Source organism: Deinococcus maricopensis DSM 21211, from assembly GCF_000186385.1.
Taxonomy (GTDB): Bacteria; Deinococcota; Deinococci; order Deinococcales; family Deinococcaceae; genus Deinococcus_B; species Deinococcus_B maricopensis.
The window spans coordinates 245,038-269,999 of sequence record NC_014958.1; the positions used below are offsets into that span (position 1 = coordinate 245,038).

Consider the following 24,962-nt stretch of genomic DNA (forward strand, 5'->3'; position numbering starts at 1 on the left):
AAATTCATCCGGTTGTGGCGCGTGGCGGACCGCCATACTGGCGCATGCCACAACACACGGAGAGGTGCGTGCCGGACGGTCCGCTGTTCGCGGTGTTTCGTTGGTTGGATGGGCGGGGTCGGGCGTCGGCGATGCTGCAGCCCGGCGCGCCGACGCCGCCGGTCGGGTCGGTGCTGCTGTGGGAGGACGCGCGCCTGCAGGTGCTGAAGGTCATGTGGCCGGCGCAGGGCGCGTGGGGGTCCATGCTGCTGCTGGCGCGCATGCCCGGCGACGTGGGCGCCTGACGCGCCAGCGGTGACACCCAGGCCCGGGGGCGGAACTGCGCGCGCCCGGGCCTGATGGGTTAGCGGGCGATCAGGACGTCGATGGGGGCGGCGTGGCTAACGGCGTCGCCGGTGCTGCCGGCCATGGCGGCGCTGAGAGCGGTGGTGTGGCGGCGGCCGAGGACGATCAGGTCGGCGCCGGTGTCGCGGGCGACGCTGAGGATGGCGTCGGCGGGTTTGGCGGCCTGGATGAGGTGCGCGTGGACGGTGAGGCCCTGCTGGCGGGCGAGTGCGCTGACCTGCTGGAGGTGCGCTTCGCGGACGTCGCGGTCGTTTTGGACGCGCTGGGCTTCGAGGACTTCGCTGCCGGGGAGGCCGGCGGCCATGTTGAGCAGGGCGTTGCCGGCGGTGGGGATGACGGCGACGACGTCAAGGGTGGCGCCGAAGTGCGTGGCGAGCGCCAGGGCGCGTTCTACGGCTTTTTCGGAGTGGGGGGCGCCGCCGGTGGCAACGAGGATGCGGCGGTAGAGGTGAGGTTCGGCGCTGGTCATGCTTCAGGGTAACACCGGTGCTTCCAGAAGGAATAGTTCCGGTGGGAATAGTTCCGAATGAAACGACCGGGTAGAGTGCGCAGGATGGACACGACCACGGACGTAGACCCCCTCACGCTGATGCGGCGCTTCGGGCGGCTGTACCGCCTGCTGCACGCCACCGCGCAACCCCACCTGGAGCAGGCGGTCGGGCTGCACACCAAGGAACTGCAGGTGCTGAGCGCCATCAGCGCCGGGCAGACCTCACCGTCGCAGATCAGCGCGCGCGTCGGCACGCCGCCCCCCTCCACCAGCCGCCTCATCGACACGCTCGTGAGCGCCGGGCACGTCGAGCGGCGCGGCGACCCCAACGACCTGCGCCGCTTCCAGCTCACCCTGACCGAACAGGGCGCCCGGACGCTCACCGAAGCGCGCGCCGTCATCCGCACTGCCCTCGCGGACCTGTTCGCGGGCGTGCCCGCCGACGACCTGCGCGACGTGGACCAGAGCATCACCCGCCTTCAGACGCAGCTCGGCCTCCAGGAGGACTGAATGACCCACCGTGACAAAATGCTCGCCTTCGCCGGGGTCCTCGTGGTCCTGTTCCTCTCCTCGCTCAGCGGCACCGTGGTCGGCACCGCCCTGCCGCGCATCATCGCGGAACTCGGCGGCCTGAACCTGTACACCTGGGCGTTCACGGCGTTCACGCTCGCGCAGACCGTCAGCATCCCCATCTACGGGAAGCTCAGCGACATGTACGGCCGTAAACCCATCCTGCTGATCGGCATCGTGCTGTTCTCGCTCGGGTCGGTGCTGTGCGGCTTCAGCCAGAGCATGGGCGAACTCATCGCGTTCCGTGCGCTGCAGGGCCTGGGCGGCGGCGCGCTCATGAGCATGGCGTTCGCCACCATCGGCGACATCTTCACGCCGCTGGAACGCGGCAAGTACCAGGGCCTCACGGGCGGCGTGTTCGGCGTGTCCAGCGTCGTCGGGCCGCTCGTGGGAGGCCTGCTCACCGACCACCTGTCGTGGCGGTCGGTGTTCTTCGTGAACATTCCGTTCGCGATCATCGCGTTCGCGTTCATCACCCGCTATCTGCGCACGGGCGCGCCCGGCCGTCAGGCGCGCGTGGATTACCTGGGCGCGCTGCTGCTCATCGCCACGACCGTGCCGCTGATGATCGCGCTCACCTGGGCGGGCACCACGTACGCGTGGTCGTCCACGCAGGTTGTCGGGCTGCTCGTCGGCGCGGCCGTGATGCTGGCCCTGTTCATCCTGCGGCAGGCGAAATCCAGCAGCCCCATCCTGGAACTCGGGATGTTCCGCAACGCGACCTTCACCGTGTCGAACATCGCGGGGTTCCTCAGCATGGCGGGCATGTACGGCGCGATCCTGTACCTGCCGCTGTACATGCAGGGCGTGAAGGGCGTCAGCGCCACGAACTCCGGCCTGGCGCTCTCGCCGCTGATGGTCGGCCTGATCGCCACGAGCACCGCCGCGGGCCTCGCGGTGTCCCGCACCGGGCGGTACAAGCCGTTCATTCTGGGCGGCCTGATCATCATGACGGTCGCGCTGTTCCTCGGACACCTGATCACGCCGACCACGCCGGCCCTGCTGGTGTCCGGCCTGATGGTGCTGCTGGGCCTGGGCCTCGGCCCGACGAACAGCCTGTTCACCCTCGCCGTGCAGAACGCCACGCCGCGCGAGAAACTGGGCGTGGCGACGTCCGTGAACCAGTTCTTCCGGAACATGGGCATGACCATCGGCGCGGCCGTGTTCGGCACGATCCAGAGTGCCAACCTGCACCACATTCAGCTGCCCGCTGCGGCGCGCGCGTTCCCGCCGCAGCTCACGGACGCCGTGTCGAACCCGAACGTGCTGAGCAGCCCGACCGCGCTTGAGAAGGTGCAGGCAGTCGTCACGAAGGTGGCGGGCGCGCAGACCTTCAGCGAGATTCTCGCGGCGCTGCGCGGCGCGCTCACGAACGCCGTCACGGAGGTGTTCCTGGTCGCGTCGGTGCTGGCCGCCGTCGGGCTGCTGGTGACGCTGATGCTCCCGAACGTGAACCTGAAGCCGGTGCCCGCGCCGGTCGCCGGGGACGCCGAGGCCCGCGAGCAGCGCGCCTGACCCAGGGATCCATCATTAGAAGAGCGGGCGCCTGGGTCAGGCGCCCGCTCCTCCTGGTTCAGGCGCTCGACGCGTCGAGCGCGCGGGGGGCGCTGCGCACCTCGCCGGGCGTAACGTTCAGGACGGACCGGAACGCGAGGTACAGGCCGACAGCGCTCTCGTACCCGACCGCGTCGGCGATCTCGTCGTGCGTGAGCGTGGTGGTGAGCAGCAGCCGCCGCGCCTCCATGACGCGGCGGCGCATCAGGTGCCGCCCTGGGGACTCGCCGAGCAGCGCGCGGAATTTCGCGCAGAACGACGAGCGGGACATGCCGGCGCGTTCCGCGAGGCTGGTGACGTTCCAGCGCTGCGCGTACTCGCGGTAGATGGCGATCAGCGCGCGGGAAAGGCCCGCGTGGTGGGTGAGCTGGTTGATGGGGCTGGACGCCGGGGCGTTCTTGAGGCTGTGGCGCAGGCCCGCGAGGTACACCAGCTCGAACCCGCGCAGCAGGATCAGCCCGCGGCCCTCCTGACGCGCGATGGCTTCCTGCGTGAGGTTCTGCAGGAGCGCGTGCAGCAGCGGGTCCTGCTGGATGTGCGCGCGGCGGAGCGTGAGCAGGTCCGGGAGCAGCTCGTACAGCGGGAGGATCCCTTCGGTTTCGTAGTGCAGGCCGACGCAGAGCATCTCGGCGTCCGCGTCGGGCGTGGCGGGGCCGAGCCGCAGGGTGCTGACGCCGCCCACGGAACGGTCCGGGAGGGCCGCGTGCAGGGGTAGGGGCGTGAGGCAGTGGGGCGCGCCAATGGCGTGCGGTTCGCCCAGGGGGAACAGCGCGAGGTCGCCGGCGTGCAGGGTGGTGCGTCCGGCCGGGCCGAGGTCGATGGTGGCCTCGCCGCGCAGCATGTAGTGGATGAGCGCGCACGGTTCGCGCTCGCCGTACACGCCCCACGCGCCGCTCATCTGCCAGTGGCTGACGAACACCCCCTGCAGGCGCAGCGGCGTGAGAATTTCGCTGAGGAGGTCGTCCGAGGCGGGGGTGTGCTGCACCGGGGTTGGATGATCCATAACGTCCCTCGGATCATCTTTTATTGTTATTCCGCGCACAAGCCCCTACGCTCTTCATCGGCCCGTCATGCACGCTCATCCGGACACCCGGCTGGGCGGCGCGCACGCGCCGGCCGCACCACCACTCACCGTCATGTTCACGAAGGGTCTGGGGGGACCGATGAACAGAAACGACATCATGTGGCTGATCGCCGCCACGAACCTGCTGCTCCTGATCGACACGTCGATCATCAACGTCGTCATTCCGTCGGTCGCGCGGGACCTGCACTTCAGCGCCGTGGACCAGTCGTGGATCATCAACGGCTACCTCGTGGCGTTCGGCGGGTCCATCCTGATGTTCGGGCGCGTCGCGGACTTCGCGGGCCGCGTGAACGTCCTGCGCGCCGGGCTGATCGTCCTGCTGGGCGGCTCCGTGCTGGGCGCACTCGCGGACCACGCGGGCGTGCTGGTCGCCGCGCGCGTCGTGCAGGGCCTCGGCGCGGCCATGGCGGGCGCCGCCAGCTTCGCACTGATCCTCGCGCTGTTCCAGGGCGGTGCGCGCCAGCGCGCGCTGGGGCTGGTGGCCGCCATGGCCGGCGCCGGCGGCGCCATCGGCACCGTCCTCGGCGGCGTCCTCACCGAGGGCTTCGGGTGGCGGTCCACCTTCTGGGTGAGCGCGCTCGCCGCCGCCCTCCTGATGGTGGGCGTGCAGCGCCTGCTCGCGCGCGTCCGGGAGGCACGTGACCCTCGCCCGCTCGACGGCCCCAGCGCCGCCCTGCTGCTCCTCGGGCAGACGCTGCTGATTTCCAGCCTGACCTCGCTCGGCAACGCGCAACTGAGCATCTGGCAGCAGGCGGGCCTGCTCGGGGCCGCGGCCGTGCTGCTCGCGGCCTTCCAGGTGCGGCAGTGGCGCGCGTCCGCACCGCTCGTCCCGGCGGGCACGTGGCGCAAGGCCCCGCTGGTAGGCGCGTTGTCCCTCGCGGCGCTCGGGCAGTTCGTGCTGTTTCCGATGTTCCTGCTGGTGAACCTGTACCTGCAGCGCGTACTGCACGTCACGCCGCTCCTGTCGGGGTTGTCGCTGCTGCCGCTGTGCTTCGTGGTGATCTTTACCGCCGGGACGGTCGGCGCGCTGCTGCGCCGCGTCGGCGTGCACGGCACCATGACGCTCGGCTTCACCCTCATCACGGGCGGGCTGGCGTGGCTGGCGTGCCTGAACGTGACAGGCAGCTACCTCACGGACGTGCTCGGGCCGACGCTGCTGCTCGGCGCCGGCCTGCCGCTCGTGGCGATCACCACGAACATCGTGGCGGGCGCGCAGACCGACGCGGGCGAGGAGGGCCTGATCGCGGGCCTGCTGAACACCGCGCAGCAGCTCGGCGCGTCCGCCGGCACCGCCGCGCTCGTGGCCCTCGCGGCCGCGCACGCCTCGACGTTCGCGCAGCCCGGCGCGCCCAGCGCTCTGGCGGGCGGGTACGCGCGGGCGCTGCTGCTGTCCGCCCTGATTGCCGCGGCGTGCACGATCGCCAGCGCCGCGTGGACGCGCGCCGCGCGGCGCGGCGCCCCGGAACGCCCCCTCGAAGCCGACTCGAGCGCCGCATGACGCCCGCCCCGCACCAGACCCCACCTACGGCGCTGAGCGTCGCGGCGGGCGTCCTGCTGCTGGTTCTCGGCGCCTGCGCCCCCAAAGGCCAGAGCCAGACGAACGGCGGCACCACGCCGCGCAGCGCCGCCGCCCACCCGGCCACGACCACGCCCGCCAGGATGCCGCCCGTCGACCTGGACGCCCTGGAACTGCGCGCGAACGCACCGGACGCCGCGCGTGGCGCGCAGCTGAGCACGGCGTGCGCCGGCTGCCACGGGACCCGCGGCGTCAGTCGGCGCCCGGACGTCCCCGGCCTCGCCGGGCAGCGCGCCCACTACACGCAGCTGGAACTGGTGGTGTTCCGCAACGGCGTGCGCCCCAGCGACGTCATGGCGCCCATCGCGCGGCGCCTCAGCGACCAGGACGTCGCGGACCTCGCCGCGTACTACGCTCGGCAGCCGCTCGGCCCGGCGTGGCCCACCAACGCCGCTGACCGGGAGCGTGGCCGCGCCCTGTTCACGCGCGGCGACCCGAACCGCAACCTGATGGCGTGCGCCGTGTGCCACGGCGCGGACGGACGCGGCACCGAGGGGGGCGTGGCCAGCATCGCGCGCCTGCCCGCCGCGTACGCGCAGAAGGCCATGGGGGTATTCCGGGACCTGCCCGGCTTCGGCGGCATCCCGCACGCCGAGGCGATGCGCATCGCCCTGCACCCGCTCACCGACACGGAACTTCAGCAGCTCGCGGCGTACGTCAGCAGCATGGACGCCCCATGAACCCGACCGCCACCCCACCGACCCGCCCGGACCGTACCCCGCACGAGGAGGTAAGCATGACGGCCACCGCCACCCCGACCGCCCGCTGCGACCGCAGCTTCTTCAACGCCCAGGCCATCCAGGCGCTGGACCCGTTCGGCCTCGACGACGCCCTCGCGGACCTGCCGGCCCTGAATGCCCGCGCGGACGTGCCCGCCCTCACGGCCCTGCTGCAGCACATGACCGCGCAGTACAAGCACCTCACCCTGCTGGACGCCGAAAGCACCCACGCGACCATGCGGGACTTCGGGATCGTCCTCGGGTCCCTGAAGCGGCACGGCGTGGAACCACTGAGCGTCGTCCCGCACCTGGAGCCGATCCTGCTGGACCTCGGAGGTCAGCACGACATGGTCCCGCGCGACACGGTCCTGCACTACACCGTCTGGAACCCGGACGGCGAGCGCCGACGCCTGTACACCGGCGACCCGCAGGAACGCGAACTGCAGGACGCCGTCACGAACGTCTTCCCGCACCTGAGTGCGTCGCTGGCGCTCAGCGATTCGCTCGCGGACCTCGACCCGCGCGACGTGCGGTTCGCGCCGCTCGCCATGCACCTCGCGCGCACCAGCGAGGTCATGGTGGACACCATCGACCGCGTCACGCAGCACGTCTCCCCCATCTTCTTCGCGCAGACCATGCGGCCGTACTTCGAGGAGATCCACGTGAACGGCCGCGCGTACCTCGGGCCGGCCGCCGCGCAGGTCCCGCTGTGGCTGATCGACATCACCTTGTGGGCGTCCGACCGCAGCCACCCCGCGTACGAGCACTTCCTGCAGGAGTCCCTGCAGTACAGTCCCCCGTCGTGGCGGGCGTTCTACGCGGCGCACAGCGCCCGCCCGTCGCTCGTGACGAAGGTGAGTGCGCTGCTCGCGTCCGACGCGCACCAGCACGACCGGAACTTGCTGCGCAGCGCCGACGCGCTCACGGCGCTGCTGCGCACGCTGAAGGTCTTCCGGGGGCGGCACCTGGGCATCGCGCGGCGCGCGTACGCGGAGGACGTGCGCCTGTACGAGCACGGCAGCGGCGGCGCGCCCATCGAGCTGCTCAAGACCATCACGCAGCTCACGAAGGAGAACGAAGCGGCAGTCCGCGCGCGCGTGGGGGGCCGGCCCGGCGGGCACGCGCCCGCGCGCGGCGAAGTGGGGAGCGGCGCCTGATGCGCACCCTGATCATCGGCGCGGGCCTCGCGGGCCTCACCGCCGCGCTCGCCCTGCATCACCTCGGCGTCGAGGACATCGTGATTCTCGAGAAGGCCCGGGCGCTCCGCCCCCTCGGGTCCGGCATCAACGTCCTGCCGCTCGCCGTGCGTGAACTGGACGCGCTCGGCGTGCTGGATGACCTCGTGCGCGACAGCGTGCAGCTGCGCGAACTGCAGTACCTCACGCCGCGCGGGCAGGGCATCTGGGCGGAGCAGCGCGGCGTGCACGCGGGCTTCCGCTGGCCGCAGCTGTCCATCAGCCGCGGGGTGCTGCAGCAGCACCTGCTGCGGCACGTCACCGCGCGGCTCGGCGCGGGCGCCGTCCGCACCGGCGCCGAAGTGCACGCCCTGGAGCCGCGCGCGCGCGGGCGTCGCGTGGTGTGCCGCGACGGGCGCACCTTCGACGCGGACCTCGTGATCGGCGCGGACGGCATCCGCTCCGCCACCCGGCAGGCGGCCTTCCCGGAAGCGGGCGGGCTGCAACGCAACGGCCTGATCATCTACCGCGGCGCCGTGTGGGACGCGCCGTTCCTGGACGGACGCACCATGTACATCGCCGGGGACACCGCGCGGAAGTTCGTGCTGTACCCCATGCAGGAACGGCAGAACGGCCGCGAGGCGCTGCAGAACTGGGCGGTCGCGCTGCCCGCCCCCGCCGGGGACGACACCGCGCGCGGCCACTGGAACGTGCCGGTCAACCCCGAGGCGTTCGTGGACGCCTTCCGCGGCTGGACGCTGCCAGGCGTGAACGTCCACGACCTGATCGGGCGCACGCCCGACGTGTACGCCTACCCGATGGTCGACATCGACCCGCTCCCCACCTGGACGGACGGCGACCACCTTGTCCTGATCGGCGACGCCGCGCACGCCATGTATCCCATCGGCTCGAACGGCGGCACGCAGTCCATCGTGGACGCCGCCGCGCTCGCCGCGCACCTCGCGCGCGCCGCCACGCCCGCCGAGGCGCTGCGCGCGTTCGACGCGGACCGCCGCCCGAAAATGCACCGCCTGCAGGCCGCGAACCGCCACAAAGGCCCGGAAGTCGTCATTGACCTCGCCAGCGCCCGCCGCCCGCACGGGTTCGGGCACATCGACGAGGTGTTCAGCCCGCAGGAACTGCAGGACATCGCCGACCGCTACGCGCAGGACGCCGCCATGAGCCTGCACGCCGTGAACGCCACCCCACGCCTCCTCGACCCCGCCACTCGCCCCGCCCTGAGGACCCCATGACCCGCACCGGACACGCCTACCTGCACAGCCTGAACGACGGAAGAACCATCTGGTTCGGTGACCGTCAGGTCAAGAACGTCGCCACCGACCCGGCCTTCTGCCGCGCCGCGCACGCCATCGCCCGCCTGTACGACCTCGCCGCCGCCGAACATACCCCCGGCACGTTCCACGACGTCGACCCGGACACCGGGCGGCTCACGCTGCGCGCGTTCCTGCAACCCCGCACGCCCGACGACCTGCGCGCCAAACGCGACATGCACAGGGCCTGGGCGGACGTGAGCCACGGCTTCCTCGGCCGCTCCCCCGACTACATGGCCAGCGGCCTCGCGGGCTTCATGACCGGCCGCGCCCTGTTTCACAGCGACGGCCCCGGCGGCCTCGACGCCCTGGAGCGCCTGTACGAGCGCGCCAAACGCGACGCGCTGTACCTGGCGTTCGCCATCACGAACATCAAGGTGGACCGCACCAAAACGCTCAGTCAGCACGAGGGCCGCGCCGACATCGGCGTGCGCGTCACGCGCGAGACGGCCCGCGGCGTGTACGTGTCCGGCGTGAAAGGCATCGGCACGGGCGCCATCTTCGCGGACGAAATCATCGTCGGCAGCATCGACCCGCTCGCGCCGACCGACGCGGCGTACGCCGTGACGTTCGTCGTCGCCGCCAGCACGCCCGGCCTGAGCTTCCTCTCCCGCGCGTCCTACGCCACCGCCGGGCACGAGGACGACTACCCGCTCTCCACGCACTACGACGAGAACGACGCCCTGCTGGTGTTCGACGACGTGTTCATCCCCTGGGACCGCGTGCTCGTGAACCAGGACGTCCGCCGGAACTTCGCCATCTGGTGGGAAACGCCCGCGTACACCAACATGGCGCAGCAGGCGTCCGTGCGGTTCTGGACGAAACTGGAGTTCATGGCGGGCGTCGCCGGCCTCGTCGCGCGCAGCAGCGGCCTCGACGGCACGCCGGCCGTGCGCGAACGCCTCGGGCAGCTGCTCGCGCACGTCCAGACGGCGCGCGCCATGGTCCTCGCCGCCGAAGCCGCCGCCCGCCCCGGCCCGCACGGCATCCTCGAACTCGACCGGGACCTCGTGTACGCCCAGCGCGCCTTCGCCGGCGACGTGTACCCGAAATTCATGCATGAACTGCGCATGCTGTGCGGCAGCACCCTCATCCAGCTGCCCCCGTCCGTGCACGACCTGCACCACCCCGCGTACGGCGACGTCCTGCAGCGCACCCTCGGCACGCCCCACCAGGCTGCGCCGGAACGCGCGCGCCTCATGCGCCTCGTGTGGGACCTCACCAGCTCCGAATTCGCCAGCCGCCACGCGCACTACGAGCAGTTCTACCAGGGCCCACCGCACGTGTACCTGTTCCAGATGACCGTCACCGGCACCTTCGAGCGCCTCATCCAGCGCGTCACGCGGGCACTCGACGGCACCGAGCGCGTCACCGCAGCGGCGCTGCAACCGTAACCCCGACACCCACCCCACCCAGGAGCCCCCATGAACAGCACCGACACCCACCCCCGCCCGTCCCTCGTCCTCGGCAGCACCGGTAAGACCGGGCAGCGCGTCGCCCGGAAGCTCCAGCAGGCGAACATGCCCGTGCGCGGCTGCGCGCGCAGCACCCCCATCCCGTTCCACTGGGATGACGAACGCACCTGGCTGCCCGCCGTGCGCGGCACCGAAGCGGCGTACATCGCGTACGCGCCGGACCTCGCGCTCCCGCAGGCCGCCGAGCAGATCGCGTCGTTCGCGCAGGTCGCGCGCAATGAGGGCGTCGCGCGGCTCGTGCTGCTCTCCAGCCGCGGCGAACCGAACGGCGTCCGCTGCGAGGAGGCCGTGCAGGCCAGCGGCGTGGACTGGACGATCCTGCGGTGCAGCTGGTTCGCGCAGAACTTCACCGAAGGGGCGTTCGCGGACAGCCTCCGCCACGGCACGCTCGCCCTGCCCGTCGGGGGCATCCCGGAGCCGTTCATTGACGCCGACGACATCGCTGAGGTCGCCGCCGCCGCCCTGAGGGGCGGGCACGCCGGGCAGGTGTACGAACTGACCGGCCCGCGCGCCCTGACGTTCGCGCAGGCCGTCCATGAAATCGCCGACGCCACCCAGCGGCCCCTCCAGTACCACCACATCAGCCTGACGGACTTCACGGGCACCCTCGCGCGCCACGGCACCCCGCAGCACGTGACTGACCTGCTCGCGCACCTGTTCACGGAACTCCTTGACGGCCGCAACAGCGCCACTGCCGACGGCGTGCAGCGCGCCCTCGGGCGGCCCGCGCGTGACTTCCGTGCGTTCGCGCGCGAGTCCGCCGCGCAGGGCGTCTGGGCGCCCGTTCTGGCCGGTTGAGGTGCCCGCTGAGGTGCGGCATTCAGCGCCGAACCTCAGGTCAGAGGGCGCCCACGGGGAGGCTGAAGCATGAAGGGGTCTTCATGTCACTCAGGTGTGGTGCATCATCTGCCTGAAGCGCAGGCCACGACTTGCGTAAGGTCAGCTTTGGGTCACCTGAAGGTCACTTCAGTCGCGTCTCCTGAAACACCCTGTGTGCTCGGACACACTGAGGCTGTTCAACCGGCCCCCGGGCCAGACGTTCACCTCAGGAGGAACCACCATGACTCGGAACCCGAAAACCGCCCTGCTCGTTCTGACCCTCGCCCTCGCGCCGCTGCCCGCCCTGGCGCAGGACACCAGCACCGACACCACGACCACCGACACGACCACGTCGGGCACGACGGACACCGCCACCTCGGGCACCACCGACACGGCCACCGCCGGCACCAACGACACGAACGACAATGACAATGACGGCTTCGACTGGGGCTGGCTGGGCCTGCTCGGCCTCGCCGGTCTCGCCGGCCTGCGCCGCAAAGAACCGACCGTGGTCGTCCCCGACCGCACCACCACCACGACGCGCTGAACCGTCCAGGAAAGGGGCGGCCTCCTGGGAGGCCGCCCCTTTCCCGTGGCCCCCAGGGAGAGCTGACAGAGCAAACTGGCCCCCGTTGCGTCCGTTCCTCGCGAACGCTGTGTAGCAGGCACCGAACTGCACCGCGCGCTGGAGGGCTCAGGGGGAGCCGTAGCGCCCGGCATGGTCCTTCGTTCAGGGAAGTTCCCGGAGGCAGGGTACCTCCGGGGTCAGAAGCGCGTGAAGTACGCGGTCGCATCGGTGCGCAGGCCGCTTTTCGTGTACAGGCGGTGGACTTCCGGCGCCTGACGTCCTGTGATCAGCATGACCTTGTAGGCGCCCAGGGTGCGTGCGAGATCCAGGGCGTGCGTCATCAGGGCTGTGCCGACACCCTGGCCGCGGGCGTCTTCGCGGGTGACGACGTTCTCGATCAGCGCGTAGGGGCGCGCGCCCTGCGTCAGGTTGGGCACGACGACCAGGGTGACGGTGCCCAGCACGTCACCTCGTTCTGCAACGAGTACGTGGATTTTGGGGTCGGTCAGCAGGGCCTGCCAGGTTGCCTGCGCGGCGTGCTGGTCAAGTGCCGGTGAGGACGGGCTCAATTGTCGGTAGAGGGTCGTGAGGGCGGGCAGGTCATCAGGGTGTGCCAGGCGTACGTGCAGCGCGGACATGGCGGAAGTGTACGTGCAGAAGGCCCGGAGAGGCAGGCGTGGGTCTGCCGAGCGCCCGGGCGGCGGTCAGCGGGGGCCATGAGGGTGCCCTTCAGCACCACCTGCCGGGCGAGGCGGTGCAGCAGTTTCCGCGCGAGCCGTGGCGTGCTGTCCGGTGTGCCGAGCGTGACGTGCAGGGCGGCGCGGTCCCCGGCGAGGCGGCGCTGGAAGGTGCCTGCGCGCGCCGTGGGTTGCGAGGAGGGCGTTGCGTGCACGCTTCGTAGGCCGCGGTTGCTCCGGCCTGTGGGCGCAGGAGCCTGATGCCTGGAGGTCCGCGGGGCCTTCCCAAACGGCGAGATCCGTAAACCATGGGTCGTGGACGATGGGTCGTCCGAAGGCGCGGCGGTGCGTGGCCCACGCTGGAGCTTCGTCGAGTGAGCGGCGTTGCGTGCCGGCGGCGTTGTGCACGCGGCTGGACGTGAGGACTTCCATCATGAGGGGGTACGGGCGGGGAGGGGCGATTTCAGCCGCTTTGGCGCCAAGCAGGTCGACTTCGCCGGTGGGGAGGCCCGGCGTGCCGAGTTTCTCCTTGAGGCGCCGCACGCGGGAGTGGTTTATGGTGCCGTCTGGGAGGTGGCTGGGGACGAGGTACGGGGCAGCGGACCCGGCGTGCCCGCCGGCGGGGCGGGCGGTGGCGACGGCGAGGCCGCCGCTGGCGTTGCTGGTGCACCAGTTCAGGCCGCAGTGCTCGCCGTGCAGCCTGGCTTCGGTGGTGGCGCCGTGCAGTTCCGTGGCTTACGTGCCGCCGGTTTTCGCGTGGCCGTCTATGCGGGTAACGTCGGGGAGGTGGTGGGGAGTGGAGGCTGATGTCCGCCTGGGAGAGCAGGGAGCCCATCGTGAAGCTCAGGAGGTGCGGGGCGCCGTCGTGATCGGAGCGGCCGATTCGTAGGCGGCGACGATGCGGTTCACGACGTGGCCGTCGTGGTCGGTGGTGTTCGCCTGGGCGTCGACTTCGGTGCGGACCCAGGTGTGGAACGCGCGGAGGGCGTCGCGGGAGTAGCGAATTCAGGCACGCGCGTTTCGAGGTGGGTCGTCAGGTACGGGTCGTATGGGGGCGCGGCCGGGGGGTCACGTGCCGCTCACGGCTGTGAGGGCGTCCTGGGCGGTGGGGGGCTGGAGCAGTCCGGCCTGGTCGAACCACGCGACGGTGTCGCGGATCATGTCGTTGAGGGGGCGGGGGGCGTACCCGAGTTCGCGGGCGGCGCGGGCGTGGCTGACGCGCTGGTTGCTGGTGACGGTGGCGAGCGTCGCGCGGGTGAGTTGCGGGGTGGCGCCGGTGCGGGCGGCGCGGCGTTCTTCTAGGCGGGCGACGCCGTGCGCGAGCCATAGTGGGAGCGTGCCGCGGGGGGGCGGGCGCCGGTGAGGGCGGCGGCGCGGCGGGCGACGTCGAGCGTGCTGGCCCACGTGCCGCTCAGGATGAAGTCCGCGCCGCGGGGCGCGCGCGTTTCGGCGCGCAGGGCGCCGTCGGCGACGTCGCGGACGTCCACGAAGTCGAACCCGCCGGGCAGCGCGACGGGCATTTCACCGAGGGCGGCGCGGCGCACGAGTTGCGTGGTGGAGCCGACGCGGTGGTCGTACGGCCCGAGGATCGCGGTGGGCCGCACGATGACGGCGTCCAGGCCAGCGTCCAGGCCGCGCTGGACTTCCTGTTCGGCGAGGGCCTTGGAGTACCCGTACGGGAAGGGGTGCGGGGAGGACACGAGCGGGCGGGCCTCATCGACGGGCGTGGCGTGGGGTTTGCCGACGAGCGCGGCGACGGAGCTGACGTGCACGAGGCGGCGCACGCCGGCGGCGAGGCAGGCGTTCACGACGTTGCGGGTGCCGTGCACGTTCACGGCGTGCAGGGTGGGCCACGCGTCGTGGCCGAGGGCGATGTGCGCGGCGACGTGGTACACGACGTCGCCGCCCTCGAAGGCGCGTCGCAGCGCGCGTTCGTCGTGCAGGTCGCCGGGCGCGCATTCGACGTCCAGTCCTTCGAGGGCGCGGCGGTCCTGGCGGATCAGCGCGCGGACGGGCCGCTCCTGGGCGCGCAGCGCGCGGATGAGGGCGGCACCCAGGTGCCCGGTCGCTCCGGTGACGATCACCATGTTGTTCCGTTTCCTTTCGGCAGGAGTAGAGGGGCGCGCCGGGGGCGCGCGGGTCTGCAGGGGTGGGTTGCCTGAATGGTAGCACTGCCCGTGTGGGGCGCAGGGTGGATGTTGAGCGCGGCAGTGGCGCACGCGCCGGACCGTGAAGGCCTCTTCAGTGGAGGTTGCGCCTGGTACGGAGGAGGCGGTGGGTACGCTTGGGGCATGACGGACGTCATCGTGATCGGGGCAGGTCTTGCGGGGTTGATGGCGGCGCGGACGCTGGACCGCGTGGGCCTGGACGTGCAGGTCGTGGAGGCGCGGGACCGCGTGGGGGGGCGGGTGTGGTCGGCGCTGCTGGAGGGCCTGCCGCAGCCGGTGGAGTACGGCGCGGAGTTCATTGAGGGGCCGGACAGCCTGAGCTGGCGGGTGCTGCGGGAGGCGGGGGCAGCGGTGATGCGCGCGGATGGGGAGTCGTGGTGCGCGCGTGGCGGGCAGCTGACGCCGGGCGATCCGGTGCGGGAGGCGGTGGACGCTGCGCTTCCGCGCCTGCAGGGGCGCGCGGTGGACGCGCCCCTGGCGGTGGCGGTGGAGGAAGCGCTGCCCGGCGCGGTGCACGCGGACGCACGCGCGCTCGTGCGCCGGTACGTGGAGGGGTTCGATGCGGCGCCCGTGGACCGCGCGAGCCTGCACTGGTTCCTGGAGGTGGAGGCGGGCGCGCCGGGGGGGCGCATCGTCGGGCAGTACCACACGCTCGGCGGGAATGACCGCCTGCCCGTGCACCTCGCCGGTCAGTTGACGGTGCCGGTGGCGGTGGGCGAGGCGGTCCATGAGGTCCGCTGGTCGCCCGGTCACGTGGAGGTGGTGACGGCGGGCGGGGTGCGGTCAGCGCGCGCGGCGGTCATCACGTGGCCGGTGGGGGTGTGGCAGGTGCACGCCGGGGAGGGCGCGGTGCGGTTCGTGCCGGACCTGCCGGAGCACCGTGCGGCCGCGGGGGCGCTCGCCATGGGCGACGTGATGAAGATGACGGTTCAGTTCAGTGACCGGTTCTGGGAGGACGTGCGCGCGGGCGACGCGTCGCTGCTGAACCTGAAGTACCTGCAGACGGACGAGGACGTGCCGACTTTCTGGACGCACCTGCCGGCGCACGCGCCGCTGCTGGTCGCCTGGGCGGGCGGCACGTGGGCGCAGCGGCTGCTGACGCACTCCGCGTCGGCGCTGCGTGAGGCAGTGATCGGCAGCCTCGCGCGGGCGCTGGGGCGCGCCGGCGGACGTGAACGCGCACGTGGTCGCGTGGCACCACCACGACTGGCGCGAGGACCCGTACGCGCGCGGCGCGTACAGTTACGTGCCGGCAGGGGCGCTGTGGGCGCGCGAAGAACAGCGCGCCCGTGGCGGGCACGCTGTTCTTCGCGGGGGAGGCGACCGCGCGCGACGGGCACACCGCAACCATGGAAGGGGCGCTGCAGAGCGGCGAGCGGGCGGCGCAGGAGCTGCTGGACGCCTGGGCGACCCTCGCCACCCCCTGACGGGCGGTCTTGGGTGCGGGCGGTCCTCATGCGCCCGCCGGTATCCTCCGGGCATGCCGCCTGCCCCGTCCGCGTCTGTGGTTCGCCGCCTGTACGGCCTGCTGCGCCCCTACCGCCGCGTCGTGAGTGTCGGCCTGCTGTGCCTGATCGGCAGCGTCGCCGCGGAACTGTACCCGCCGCTGGTGTGGGGGCGGGTGGTGGACGTCGGCCTGGCCCGGCAGGACTGGGGGTACATTGCCGGGCAGCTGGGCGTGCTGGTGGTGGTGTTCGCCGCGCAGCAGGTCCTGGGGGCGTGGCGGGGCGTGCTGCTGGAACGCGCCGGGCAGCAGCTAACGCTGGACGTGCGGCTGCAGCTGTACAACAAGCTCGCGCGGCAGTCCGCGTCGTACTTCGAGGCGCAGCGCACCGGGGACCTGCTGTCCCGCGTGACGGCGGACGTGGACGGCATTCAGGACGTCCTGCTGCGCGGCACGGACGCGGTGCTCGGCAACGCGCTGCGCGTGCTGGGCGTGGTCGTCATCTTCATTTCGCTGCAGCCGCTGCTGGGCGTCCTCGTGACCCTCCCGATGGTGGCGGTCGCGGCGCTGCTCGCGCGGTACAACGGCGCGGTGCGGCCCGCGTACCGCGCGGCGCGCACCCGCCTGGGGGACCTGTCGGCGCTGATCAACGACCGCCTGACGGGCATCCGTGTCGTGCAGGGGTTCGCGCGTGAGGGGCACGAGGCGGCGCGCATCGCGGACCTCGGGCGGCAACTGTACGACGAGGGCCTGAAGGCCATCACGATTCGCAACCGCGTGTTCCCGGTCGTGCGGTTCGTGTCGAACTTCGGGAACATCCTGATGCTCGGCGGGGGCGTGTGGCTGATCACGCAGGGGCGGTTCACGCTCGGCGGGCTTCTCGCGTACCGCGGGTACGGCCGGTACTTCTACGGGCCCATTGACGACCTCGTGAACATCAACGACCTGCTGCAGCGCGCGGAGGCCAGCGGGCGGCGCATTTTCGAGGTACTGGACGCGCCGGAACCCATTACGGAACGCCCGGACGCGCGACCGCTGCCCCTACCGGCGCGTGGCGAGGTGGCGTTCGAGGACGTCACGTTCGGGTACGACCCGGCGCGGCCCGTGCTGCAGAACGTGAGTCTGCGCGTCCGCGCGGGGGAACGCGTGGCGGTGCTCGGCGCGAGCGGCGCGGGGAAAAGCACCCTGATTGGCCTGCTGACGCGCACGCACGACCCGGACGGCGGGCGCGTCACGCTGGACGGCGTGGACGTCCGTGACCTGACGCTCCCGTCCCTGCGGCGCGCCGCGGCGCTGATGCAGCAGGACACCTTCCTGTTCCACGACACGGTCCTCGCGAACGTGCGGTACGCGCGCCCGGACGCCAGCGAGGATGACGTGCGCCGCGCTCTTGACGTGGCCGGCGCGACCGCCTTCGTGGACGCCCTGCCGGAGGGCCTGCTGACGATGGTCGGGGAGCGCGGCGTGCGCCTGTCTGGCGGGCAGCGGCAGCGCCTCGCCATTGCGCGGGTGCTGCTGGCGGAACCGGCCGTGCTGCTGCTCGACGAGCCCACCAGCGCCGTCGACGCGGAATCCGAGGCGCAGATCGTGAGCGCCCTCGAACGCCTGATGCGTGACCGGACGGCCCTGATCGTCACGCACCGCCTGTCCCTGGCCCGCGCCGCGGACCGCGTGATCGTGCTAGAGGGCGGCACCATTGTGGAGGAGGGCTCGCCCGACGCATTGCGGCGGCAGCGGGGGCGGTACGCGGCGCTGGAACGCGCCGCGCGGGCCGGCGAGTGAGGGCGCCGGTCCCTCTTCCCCACCGGGCAACCGCTGGGGCGCACGTGGGCGCGGCCAGTCGGCGTGCCGGACGGCGTTCGGGTTGCCACTGGGGGGATGGTGGCGCTCGGCGTCGCGCGGTTCGCGTCCGCCCGCGATGCATGCGGATCTTGGCTGGTCGTCCACGCCGTCCGGCAGGCTGAGCGCCGCGAATGCGGCGCGGTCCCGGCTGGGCGCGGCGCGGGCATCACCGGAGGGGCGCCCACTGCGGTTGCAGTGGGCGCCCCTCCGGTGGGTGTTCAGTTGAGGGCGCGGGTGCTGGCGGGCAGCGTACCGCCGGCGAGGAGTTCCGTGGTGGCGTCCTGCAGGGCGGTCAGGGCGACGCGCTGCGTGAACGGGCCGGTGGAGAGGCGGGCCACGCCGAGTGCTTCGAGGTCACGGGCGGGGAGGCTCACGCCGGGCACGCTGATGAGCGTGAGCTTCTGCGGGCCGAACGCGTCGGCGACCTCCGCGATTTCCTGGCGGTCGGTGAGGCCCGGCACGAACACCACGGGGGCGCCGGCGTCGAGGAATGCGCGGCCACGGCGGATGACTTCCGCGAGCACGTCGGCGCGGGCGGTGCCGGGCGCGGCGCGCAGGGCGGCGTCCGTGCGGGCGTTCAGGACGAAGGTGATGCCGGCCTCGCGGCCTGCGGCCATGACGGCTTCGACGGCCGTGACGGCTTCGTTCAGGGGTTTCATCTGGTCTTCGAGGTTCCCGCCGACCACGCCGATCTCGATGGCGCGGCGCGCGGTGTCGCCGGCGTGGCCGTATCCGGCTTCCATGTCCATGCTGACGGGGACGTTCACGGCCTGGACGATGCGGCGGACCATGTCGAGGTGCAGGTCGAGGGGGATGCGTTCGCCGTCGGGGTAGCCGAAGGTGGAGGCGATGGAGTGGCTGGCGGTGGCGAGGGCGCGCGTGCCGGGCGTGGCCGCGACGACCTGCGCGGAGACGACGTCCCAGACGTTGGCGAGTACGAGGAGTTCCGGGGCGGTGTGGAGGTCGAGGAGGGTGCGGGCGTGCGTGGCGAGGTCGGTGGTCATGGTCGTCTCCTTCTGGGGATGGGTCAGGTGGGCTGGAGGGCGTTCAGAAACCGCTGGGCGGCCTTTTCGAACTGCGCGGGGTCGCCGAGTGCGCGGGCGAGCAGCATGGCGCCGTCCAGGGTGGACAGGAACGCGAGGGCGAGGTCGTCCGGGGTGCCCGTGAAGTGCAGTTCGCCGGTCTGCTGTCCGGCGTCGAGCACGCGGGTGAGCCAGGCGCGGTTGAGGTCGAAGAAGGCGCGCACTTCGGTCTGCATGCCGTCCGGCAGGGTGAGGAATTCCCCCGCGAGGGCGACGCACAGGCAGATGCGTCCGTCCGGGTGGACGACGTCGCGGTAGGCGCTCAGGTAGCGGTGCAGCAGGGTGGTGGCGGGGGCGGAGGTGGCGGGCAGGTCGTCTAGGGCGCGTTCCAGGCGCTGGCGGTAGCGTTGGACGAGGGCGGCGCCGAGGTCTGCCTTGTTGGGGAAGTAGTAGTGGATGCTGGCGTTGCGGATGCCGAGGGGTCGACTGATGTCGGCGTAGCTGAAGGCGTTATACCCGCGTTCCTGAACGAGGCGTTGTGCGGTGTCGAGGATGAGTTCGAGGGTTTCGCCTTTCGCGGACATGTCGCCATTGTCTACCTACATGTAGGTAAAGTCAAGCGAGCGATGACAAGTCACTGCCACCAACGCGTCAATCAGAGACGGCCCAGAATGGCCGCCAATCAACACGGAGGGCCCGCGCAGCTGCGCGGGCCCTCCGTGGCGGCTGTCCCTTGTGGGTGGTGGGCTCAGCCGCCCTTGTTCGCCGGGGTCACGTACCCGATGCGCGTAAACGTGAACCGGGCCTTCTTGCTGTACAGCAGCAGGTGCTTCGTATCGGCGCTGATCAGGTAATGGGTGGTGCCGTTCAGGGCGCTCAGGAACGGCTCCGGCAGCGCATACAGGCACCGCACGCGCGGGTCTGGAGCGTCCGGCGTCAGCGACAGGCGCAGGACGCCCGCGCCCGCCTCGATGGACCCCTGGAAGGTGCCGCAGCCGACCTGGCCGCGTACGCTGTTGGCGATCACCAGCTGCCCTTTGGGGAGTTCCGGCGTGGGACGGGTGCTGGCCGTCGCGCCGGTCAGTTGCCAGATGCCCATGAGGGGCGCGGGAACGGCAGCATGCGCGCTGCCCATCAGGGCCGCTACGGAAAGCAGGGGAAGAAGACGCATGCGTCACTGTAGGCGCCGGCTGCTGATGGGTCGCTGACCGGCCGCCACATGCACCTCAGGAACCGGCACCTGGCTGCGTGTGTTCGGTCCGGCATGAAATTTTTCTCAGTTGATCTCGTACACCCTCGCGGACGTCGCGGGCGACACCGCCGTCCCCCTGCTGCAGGTGACCTGAGGGGCGCCCGCACCGTCCTGCGGGCGCCCCTGTGCGCCGGGCTCAGCGGGCGTGCCGCTCCAGCCACACTTCCAGCTCCTCGGGCGGGGCGGGACGCGCCACGAAGTACCCCTGCACGCGGTCGCACTGCCACGCGCGCAGCGTCTGCAGCTGCTCCTCGTGCTCCACGCCTTCCGCGACGACCTGCAGGCCGGATTCGCGCGCGAACGTGATCAGGGACCGCACGATGGGCCGCGACGACCGGTGGCCCTCGCGGGGCGCGACGAGGTCCGTGATCAGCGACCGGTCGATCTTCAGGACCTGCGCGGGCAGCTGGAACAGGCGGCTCATGCTGGAGTACCCGGTGCCGAAGTCGTCAATGGCGAGGTGCAGGCCCGCGCGCAGGAGCGCCTCGTACTGCGGCATGCCGTGGTCGTCCATGACTGCACTTTCCGTCACCTCCAGTTCGAGCGCGCCCGCGTCGAGGTCGTGCGCCGCGAGGGTCCGCTCGACGAACGCCGCGAAGTCCGGCTGCGCGAACTGCCGCGGGGCGACGTTCACGCTGACGCGCAGGTCCGGCCAGCGCGCGCGCCACACCTGCAGCTGACGGCACGCGGCGCGCAGCACCCACTCGCCGACGCCCACCATCAGGTCGCTTTCCTCCGCGACGGGCACGAACCGCCCGGGCGGCAGCAGGCCCAGGGTGGGGTGCTGCCAGCGCACGAGGGCCTCCACGGCGACGGGCGCCAGCGTGTCCGACGCGACGATCGGCTGGTAGTGCAGGCGCAGCTCGTCGCGGTCCAGGGCGGCGCGGAGGTCTTGTTCCAGTTCGAGGCGCGCGAGCGCGGCGTCCCCGAGGACCGGCTGGAAGCGGCGGACGCTGCGCCGGTCGCGTTTGGCGTGGTACATGGCGAGGTCTGCGTGCTTCTGGAGGGTCGTGACGTCCGTGCCGTCGTGCGGGAACAGCGCGATGCCGATGGACGCCGTGACGACCAGCGCGCGCCCCACGAGGTCCATGGGGGCGCTGAGCGCGTCGAGGATGCGCTGCGCGGCCGCCTCGACGTCCGCGTGCGCCTGCACGTTGCGGAGCAGCACCGTGAATTCGTCACCGCCCTGGCGGGCGACGAGGTCGCCGTCGCGGACGCAGACGCTCAGGCGCTCCGCGACCTGTATGAGCAGCGCGTCGCCCACCGGGTGCCCGAGCGTGTCGTTCACCTGCTTGAAGTGGTCGAGGTCGATGAACAGCACGCCCAGCGTGGTGTCCGGGCCCTGCACGGCCGCCTGCAGCGCCCCCTCGAACGCGGCGCGGTTCAGCAGGCCGGTGAGGGCGTCATGCTGCGCCTGGTACGCGAGGCGTTCCTGCGCGAGCTGCAGCGCCGCATTCGCCTGCGCGAGCTCCTGGTTGCGGAGACGCTCCTCGGCGGCGCGGTGCTCGAGGCGTTCCACCTGCAGTTGCGCGGCCAGCACCTGGGATTTGTGCAGCAGCACGTCCGCGGTGAGCTGCTGGCTGATGCGGTCGTGCGTGCGCGCGTGGTGCAGCGCGGCCGCGTACGCTCCCTGCGCCTCCAGCACGAGCGAGAGGTGCTCGTGCGCGGCGTCCACGCGGGGGATGATGTTCAGGGTTTCGGCGAGGTGCAGTGCGCGTTCCAGGGCGGCGTGTGCCTCGGGCAGGCGCCCCTGATGCCGCAGGACGCGGCCCATGGTGACGAGGCTGTCGCAGAGGTTCTCCTGATCGCCGAGCTCCTCGGACAGCGCGATGGCGGCCTGCGCGGAGCGGAGGGCCTCGTCGGCCCGGCCGAGGCCGAGCAGGTTCGCGGCGATGTTCGCGAGGAGCAGGCACTCGTGCTGCCGCAGGTCGCCGTCGCGGGCGCGTTGCAGGCTGCGTTCATTGAGGCGCAGCGCCTCGTCGTACTGTTCGAGGTCGTGGTAGTCGATGGCGGCGTTGATGGACGCGCTCGAAATCATGATGGGGTGCGCGATGCGCGTGGCGATGTCGAGCGCGTCGAGGTGGTACTTCAGGGCCCGTTCGTGTTCCTTGAGGTTGATGTAGAGGTTGCCGATGTTGTTCAGACTGCGGCACTGCCCGAGGTCGTCGTGCATGGACTGCACGAGGCGCAGGCACGCGAGGTGCCGCTCGAGGCCGCGGCCGAACTGCCCGGTCTGCACGTCCGTGATGGCGAGGCCGTTGAGGCTGCGCGCCTCGAGGGCCCGGAGGCCGAGCGCGGCGGCGCGTTCGAGGCTGCCCTCGAAGTCGGTGCGGGCGTCCTCGAAGCGCCCGAGGAAGTAGTGGCCGTACCCGCGCAGCATGCCGGCGCGGGCGGCCCCGGCCGCGTACCCGCTGCTCACGGCGAGGGTGTAGGCTTCGTGGGCGAGTTCCTGCGCGCGGAGCATGGACGACATGAGGACCGCGTCGGCCTCGTCGTTGAGGGCGTCGACGCGGCGCCAGTCCTCGGGGGGGTTGGGGGTGCCGGGCGCGGGATGGGGCATGCTGAACATCGGTCTCCTGGGGCCCGTGGGGCCCTGATGGCGGCAAGGTCCCCTGATCTTACGGGCCTGCATCTGACAGTTTCCTGAACCCGGCGGCGCGCGGAGCTACACAACTTCTGAACATCTTCTGCATCAGCCGTGAAGGGCCGCGTGGCAGCCTGAGGCGATGAAGACGATTCTGGTGGTGGAGGACAACGCGGGCATCCGGGAGATGGTGCGCGAGTACCTCGCCGAGCACGGCTACCGCGTGCGCGTCGCGTCGAACGGCGTGGAGGGCCTGCTGGAGACGCGGCACCACCCGCCGGACCTGATTCTGCTGGACGTCATGATGCCGGGCATGGACGGCTTGGAGTTCCTGCGCAAGTACCGCGCGGACGCCGGCACGCCCGTGATGTTCCTGACCGCGCGCGACGCGGAACTCGACAAGGTGCTGGGCCTGGAGCTCGGCGCGGACGATTACCTCACGAAGCCGTTCTCGATGGCGGAACTGCTCGCGCGCATCCGCGCGCTGCTGCGCCGCGCCGGCGAGAAGCCCACCGGCGGGCCTGTGCGGGTGGGCGTGCTGGAGCTCGACGCTGCGTCGCGGACGTTCGTGGTGCGCGGGCAGCGGGTGGACCTGACCCGCTCGGAGTTCGAGCTGATGGACCTGTTCATGCGGCACCCGCAGCGGGTGTTCACGCGCGTGGAGCTGCTGGAGCACCTGCAGGAGGACTCGGTCGGGTCCGAGCGGACCATGGACGTGCACGTGCGCAACATCCGCGCGAAAATCGAGGAGGAGCCGGGCAAGCCCCGCCTGATCGAAACGGTGTTCGGTGTCGGGTACCGCCTGAATCCTGGCGGCGCGCCGTGAGCGCGGCGGCGCGCCCATTCTGGCGGACGCTGCCGTGGCGGCTGACGCTGGCGTTCGTGCTGGTGAGCGCGCTCGCGCTCGGCATTGTCGGGCTGGCGTCCTACGCGTCGACGCGCGCGGAATTCAACACGCTGCTGGGCGCGCAGGCGCGCGAGCAGCTCGCGTCGGAGGTGCAGACGTACGTGAGCGCCCACGGGACCGTGCAGGGGTTCCGGCCGGCGCCGCCTCTGCAGGACGCGGCGCCCGGCGGGGTCGGCGGGCCGTTTCGCGGCGGGCCGGGCGGGGATGGACGGCGGCACGGGCCGTTCGTGGTGCTCGACACGGCCCGCCGGGCACTGTACTCCACGCCGGAAGTGACGGGCGGGCAGGCCGTGCAGGGGGGCCCGCTGACGCCCGTGCGCGTGAACGGGCAGCTCGTGGCGTACCTGGCGCCGTCGGGCGCGCGGCCCCGCCCGGACGCGCGCAGCGCTGAGTTCCTGGCGCGCACGACGCGCGCCATCGCGTGGGCGATGCTGGGCGCGGTGGGCCTCGCCGTCCTGACGGGCATGCTGCTGGCGCGGTCGTTCCTGCAGCCCCTGCAGCAGCTGCTGGTTGGCATTCACGCGCTGCAGCGCGGTGAGACGCCCACGGCGCTCGCCAGCCGCCGCGCGGACGAGTTCGGGGAGGTGCTGAGTGCGTTTGACGACATGCATGCGAGCGTCACCCGGAACCAGCGGGCGCGGCAGCAGCTCACGGCGAACATTGCGCATGACCTGAACACGCCGCTCGCGGTGGTGTCCGGCACGCTGGAAGGCATGCTCGACGGGACGTTCCGGGTGACGCCCGAACGGCTGGGGCGCCTGCACCGTGAAACGGCGCACATCGCGCAGCTCGTGAACGACCTGCGGTTCCTGTCGCTCGCGGACGCCGGCGAGTTGAAGATGCAGCGCCGCCCCACGGACCTCCTGCCGCTGCTGGAGGACGCGGTGGGGACGTTCCGCGAGCGTGCCGAGGCGGCGGGCGTGACGCTCGGCGTGGACGGTCCGGCGGACCTACCGACTGTCGCGGTGGACGGCGTGCGCCTGACGCAGGTGATGCAGAACCTGCTGAGCAACGCCCTCACGTACACGCCGTCCGGGGGGCGCGTGCAGGTGCGGGTGGAGCGCGCGGGCGAGGCGGTGCGCGTGACCGTGCAGGACAGCGGGGTGGGCCTGGCACCCGGGGCGGTCCCGCATGTGTTCGACCGGTTATACCGCGCGGACGGGGCGCGCTCCTCGGGCGGGAGTGGACTGGGCCTGAGCATCTGCCGTTCGATTGTGGAGGCGCATGGTGGGCACATTGCGCTCAGCAGCGTTGAGGGACAGGGGACGACGGTCGTGTTCGAGCTTCCGCTGGCTGTGGGTTAGGGCGCGCGTGAGGAGGGAGGGGCACCGGGGCGGCTGGTGCTCCTCCCTCCGGGTGC

Annotated in this window: 23 protein-coding genes and 1 pseudogene; 15 read left to right on the top strand and 9 right to left on the bottom strand. The window is 71.8% G+C overall.

Annotated features, from left to right (window positions below; all coding sequences use genetic code 11):
- The first annotated feature begins 44 nt into the window (after positions 1-44).
- The gene (locus DEIMA_RS17660) at positions 45-284 is read left to right on the top strand and encodes a hypothetical protein (RefSeq protein WP_013555380.1); all 240 of its coding nucleotides are present in this window, start codon (positions 45-47) and stop codon (positions 282-284) included.
- Positions 285-343: 59 nt separating this feature from the next.
- On the opposite strand, the gene DEIMA_RS01070 is transcribed toward DEIMA_RS17660, so the two are convergent.
- The gene (locus DEIMA_RS01070) at positions 344-814 is read right to left on the bottom strand and encodes a universal stress protein (RefSeq protein WP_013555381.1); all 471 of its coding nucleotides are present in this window, start codon (positions 812-814) and stop codon (positions 344-346) included.
- 84 nt (positions 815-898) lie between these two features.
- Between DEIMA_RS01070 and DEIMA_RS16610 the strand changes: the two genes are divergently transcribed.
- Together DEIMA_RS16610 and DEIMA_RS01080 are read left to right on the top strand one after the other, a co-directional pair.
- Positions 899-1,345: a MarR family winged helix-turn-helix transcriptional regulator gene (locus DEIMA_RS16610; protein ID WP_013555382.1), complete on the top strand. Its 447-nt coding sequence runs from the start codon at positions 899-901 to the stop codon at positions 1,343-1,345.
- Entirely contained in the window at positions 1,346-2,920 is a 1,575-nt protein-coding gene (locus tag DEIMA_RS01080) for an MDR family MFS transporter (RefSeq protein WP_013555383.1), read from the top strand.
- 58 nt (positions 2,921-2,978) lie between these two features.
- Here the strand turns inward: DEIMA_RS01080 and DEIMA_RS01085 are convergent, their stop codons facing one another.
- Positions 2,979-3,962: an AraC family transcriptional regulator gene (locus DEIMA_RS01085; protein ID WP_013555384.1), complete on the bottom strand. Its 984-nt coding sequence runs from the start codon at positions 3,960-3,962 to the stop codon at positions 2,979-2,981.
- A 160-nt stretch (positions 3,963-4,122) separates the two neighbouring features.
- Here DEIMA_RS01085 and DEIMA_RS01090 point away from each other — a divergent pair, with 160 nt between their 5' ends.
- The 7 genes from DEIMA_RS01090 (at position 4,123) to DEIMA_RS01120 (ending at position 11,685) form a co-directional block, all read left to right on the top strand.
- The gene (locus DEIMA_RS01090) at positions 4,123-5,541 is read left to right on the top strand and encodes an MFS transporter (RefSeq protein ID WP_043816934.1); all 1,419 of its coding nucleotides are present in this window, start codon (positions 4,123-4,125) and stop codon (positions 5,539-5,541) included.
- The gene (locus DEIMA_RS01095) at positions 5,538-6,299 is read left to right on the top strand and encodes a c-type cytochrome (RefSeq protein WP_013555386.1); all 762 of its coding nucleotides are present in this window, start codon (positions 5,538-5,540) and stop codon (positions 6,297-6,299) included. Before DEIMA_RS01090 ends, DEIMA_RS01095 begins: the two co-directional genes overlap by 4 nt.
- Positions 6,296-7,495, top strand: a complete 1,200-nt coding sequence (locus DEIMA_RS01100; protein WP_218915636.1) for a monodechloroaminopyrrolnitrin synthase PrnB family protein — start codon at positions 6,296-6,298, stop codon at positions 7,493-7,495. The genes DEIMA_RS01095 and DEIMA_RS01100 overlap by 4 nt, the downstream gene beginning before the upstream one ends.
- The gene (locus DEIMA_RS01105; RefSeq protein ID WP_013555388.1) at positions 7,495-8,766 is read left to right on the top strand and encodes an FAD-dependent monooxygenase; all 1,272 of its coding nucleotides are present in this window, start codon (positions 7,495-7,497) and stop codon (positions 8,764-8,766) included. The genes DEIMA_RS01100 and DEIMA_RS01105 overlap by 1 nt, the downstream gene beginning before the upstream one ends.
- The gene (locus DEIMA_RS01110; protein ID WP_013555389.1) at positions 8,763-10,238 is read left to right on the top strand and encodes a 4-hydroxyphenylacetate 3-hydroxylase family protein; all 1,476 of its coding nucleotides are present in this window, start codon (positions 8,763-8,765) and stop codon (positions 10,236-10,238) included. Before DEIMA_RS01105 ends, DEIMA_RS01110 begins: the two co-directional genes overlap by 4 nt.
- A gap of 30 nt (positions 10,239-10,268) precedes the next feature.
- Positions 10,269-11,117, top strand: coding sequence for a Rossmann-fold NAD(P)-binding domain-containing protein (locus DEIMA_RS01115; protein WP_013555390.1), 849 nt, complete (start codon positions 10,269-10,271; stop codon positions 11,115-11,117).
- Positions 11,118-11,379: 262 nt separating this feature from the next.
- Positions 11,380-11,685 (top strand): WGxxGxxG family protein, encoded by a 306-nt coding sequence (locus DEIMA_RS01120; protein WP_013555391.1) that lies wholly within the window; start codon positions 11,380-11,382, stop codon positions 11,683-11,685.
- 218 nt (positions 11,686-11,903) lie between these two features.
- On the opposite strand, the gene DEIMA_RS01125 is transcribed toward DEIMA_RS01120, so the two are convergent.
- The 3 genes from DEIMA_RS01125 to DEIMA_RS01135 all read right to left on the bottom strand — a co-directional run bounded on the left by DEIMA_RS01125 (position 11,904) and on the right by DEIMA_RS01135 (position 14,470).
- Positions 11,904-12,344, bottom strand: a complete 441-nt coding sequence (locus DEIMA_RS01125; RefSeq protein ID WP_013555392.1) for a GNAT family N-acetyltransferase — start codon at positions 12,342-12,344, stop codon at positions 11,904-11,906.
- 1,107 nt (positions 12,345-13,451) lie between these two features.
- Positions 13,452-13,787, bottom strand: coding sequence for a Rossmann-fold NAD(P)-binding domain-containing protein (locus tag DEIMA_RS16615; protein WP_052303263.1), 336 nt, complete (start codon positions 13,785-13,787; stop codon positions 13,452-13,454).
- Entirely contained in the window at positions 13,682-14,470 is a 789-nt protein-coding gene (locus DEIMA_RS01135) for an NAD-dependent epimerase/dehydratase family protein (RefSeq protein ID WP_013555394.1), read from the bottom strand. The genes DEIMA_RS16615 and DEIMA_RS01135 overlap by 106 nt, the downstream gene beginning before the upstream one ends.
- A gap of 204 nt (positions 14,471-14,674) precedes the next feature.
- Between DEIMA_RS01135 and DEIMA_RS18920 the strand changes: the two are divergent.
- The 3 genes and pseudogenes from DEIMA_RS18920 to DEIMA_RS01140 all read left to right on the top strand — a co-directional run.
- Positions 14,675-15,697: pseudogene (locus tag DEIMA_RS18920) on the top strand (flavin monoamine oxidase family protein); the annotation flags it as partial.
- 143 nt (positions 15,698-15,840) lie between these two features.
- Entirely contained in the window at positions 15,841-15,978 is a 138-nt protein-coding gene (locus DEIMA_RS18810) for an FAD-dependent oxidoreductase (protein WP_148234857.1), read from the top strand.
- Between the two features lie 53 nt (positions 15,979-16,031).
- Entirely contained in the window at positions 16,032-17,777 is a 1,746-nt protein-coding gene (locus tag DEIMA_RS01140; protein ID WP_013555395.1) for an ABC transporter ATP-binding protein, read from the top strand.
- A 278-nt stretch (positions 17,778-18,055) separates the two neighbouring features.
- On the opposite strand, the gene DEIMA_RS01145 is transcribed toward DEIMA_RS01140, so the two are convergent.
- The 4 genes from DEIMA_RS01145 to DEIMA_RS01160 all read right to left on the bottom strand — a co-directional run bounded on the left by DEIMA_RS01145 (position 18,056) and on the right by DEIMA_RS01160 (position 22,671).
- A complete protein-coding gene (locus DEIMA_RS01145; RefSeq protein WP_013555396.1) occupies positions 18,056-18,841 on the bottom strand; it encodes an isocitrate lyase/PEP mutase family protein in 786 nt (261 codons plus the stop codon).
- Positions 18,842-18,864: 23 nt separating this feature from the next.
- Positions 18,865-19,443, bottom strand: a complete 579-nt coding sequence (locus DEIMA_RS01150; protein ID WP_013555397.1) for a TetR/AcrR family transcriptional regulator — start codon at positions 19,441-19,443, stop codon at positions 18,865-18,867.
- Between the two features lie 164 nt (positions 19,444-19,607).
- Complete coding sequence (locus tag DEIMA_RS01155) at positions 19,608-20,030, bottom strand: META domain-containing protein (protein ID WP_148234858.1); 423 nt, start codon at positions 20,028-20,030, stop codon at positions 19,608-19,610.
- A gap of 217 nt (positions 20,031-20,247) precedes the next feature.
- Positions 20,248-22,671 (bottom strand): EAL domain-containing protein, encoded by a 2,424-nt coding sequence (locus DEIMA_RS01160; RefSeq protein WP_245528339.1) that lies wholly within the window; start codon positions 22,669-22,671, stop codon positions 20,248-20,250.
- 166 nt (positions 22,672-22,837) lie between these two features.
- On the opposite strand from DEIMA_RS01160, the gene DEIMA_RS01165 reads away from it, so the two are divergent.
- Both DEIMA_RS01165 and DEIMA_RS01170 read left to right on the top strand, forming a co-directional pair.
- Positions 22,838-23,521, top strand: coding sequence for a response regulator transcription factor (locus DEIMA_RS01165; RefSeq protein ID WP_013555400.1), 684 nt, complete (start codon positions 22,838-22,840; stop codon positions 23,519-23,521).
- On the top strand, positions 23,518-24,906 hold the full coding sequence (locus tag DEIMA_RS01170) for a sensor histidine kinase (RefSeq protein ID WP_013555401.1): 1,389 nt from the start codon (positions 23,518-23,520) through the stop codon (positions 24,904-24,906). The genes DEIMA_RS01165 and DEIMA_RS01170 overlap by 4 nt, the downstream gene beginning before the upstream one ends.
- Positions 24,907-24,962 lie beyond the last annotated feature (56 nt).

Excerpts from the sequence above, each read along its gene's own strand:
- DEIMA_RS01125 (WP_013555392.1), bottom strand. The coding sequence starts at position 12,344 with ATGTCCGCGCTGCACGTACGCCTGGCACACCCTGATGACCTGCCCGCC.
- DEIMA_RS01100 (WP_218915636.1), top strand. The coding sequence starts at position 6,296 with ATGAACCCGACCGCCACCCCACCGACCCGCCCGGACCGTACCCCGCAC.
- DEIMA_RS01155 (WP_148234858.1), bottom strand. The coding sequence starts at position 20,030 with ATGCGTCTTCTTCCCCTGCTTTCCGTAGCGGCCCTGATGGGCAGCGCG.
- DEIMA_RS01145 (WP_013555396.1), bottom strand. The coding sequence starts at position 18,841 with ATGACCACCGACCTCGCCACGCACGCCCGCACCCTCCTCGACCTCCAC.
- DEIMA_RS01120 (WP_013555391.1), top strand. The coding sequence starts at position 11,380 with ATGACTCGGAACCCGAAAACCGCCCTGCTCGTTCTGACCCTCGCCCTC.
- DEIMA_RS01140 (WP_013555395.1), top strand. The coding sequence starts at position 16,032 with ATGCCGCCTGCCCCGTCCGCGTCTGTGGTTCGCCGCCTGTACGGCCTG.
- DEIMA_RS01090 (WP_043816934.1), top strand. The coding sequence starts at position 4,123 with ATGAACAGAAACGACATCATGTGGCTGATCGCCGCCACGAACCTGCTG.
- DEIMA_RS16610 (WP_013555382.1), top strand. The coding sequence starts at position 899 with ATGGACACGACCACGGACGTAGACCCCCTCACGCTGATGCGGCGCTTC.
- DEIMA_RS01160 (WP_245528339.1), bottom strand. The coding sequence starts at position 22,671 with ATGCCCCATCCCGCGCCCGGCACCCCCAACCCCCCCGAGGACTGGCGC.
- DEIMA_RS01070 (WP_013555381.1), bottom strand. The coding sequence starts at position 814 with ATGACCAGCGCCGAACCTCACCTCTACCGCCGCATCCTCGTTGCCACC.
- DEIMA_RS01085 (WP_013555384.1), bottom strand. The coding sequence starts at position 3,962 with ATGGATCATCCAACCCCGGTGCAGCACACCCCCGCCTCGGACGACCTC.
- DEIMA_RS01135 (WP_013555394.1), bottom strand. The coding sequence starts at position 14,470 with ATGGTGATCGTCACCGGAGCGACCGGGCACCTGGGTGCCGCCCTCATC.
- DEIMA_RS01105 (WP_013555388.1), top strand. The coding sequence starts at position 7,495 with ATGCGCACCCTGATCATCGGCGCGGGCCTCGCGGGCCTCACCGCCGCG.
- DEIMA_RS01115 (WP_013555390.1), top strand. The coding sequence starts at position 10,269 with ATGAACAGCACCGACACCCACCCCCGCCCGTCCCTCGTCCTCGGCAGC.
- DEIMA_RS17660 (WP_013555380.1), top strand. The coding sequence starts at position 45 with ATGCCACAACACACGGAGAGGTGCGTGCCGGACGGTCCGCTGTTCGCG.
- DEIMA_RS01080 (WP_013555383.1), top strand. The coding sequence starts at position 1,346 with ATGACCCACCGTGACAAAATGCTCGCCTTCGCCGGGGTCCTCGTGGTC.
- DEIMA_RS01150 (WP_013555397.1), bottom strand. The coding sequence starts at position 19,443 with ATGTCCGCGAAAGGCGAAACCCTCGAACTCATCCTCGACACCGCACAA.
- DEIMA_RS01095 (WP_013555386.1), top strand. The coding sequence starts at position 5,538 with ATGACGCCCGCCCCGCACCAGACCCCACCTACGGCGCTGAGCGTCGCG.
- DEIMA_RS01110 (WP_013555389.1), top strand. The coding sequence starts at position 8,763 with ATGACCCGCACCGGACACGCCTACCTGCACAGCCTGAACGACGGAAGA.
- DEIMA_RS01165 (WP_013555400.1), top strand. The coding sequence starts at position 22,838 with ATGAAGACGATTCTGGTGGTGGAGGACAACGCGGGCATCCGGGAGATG.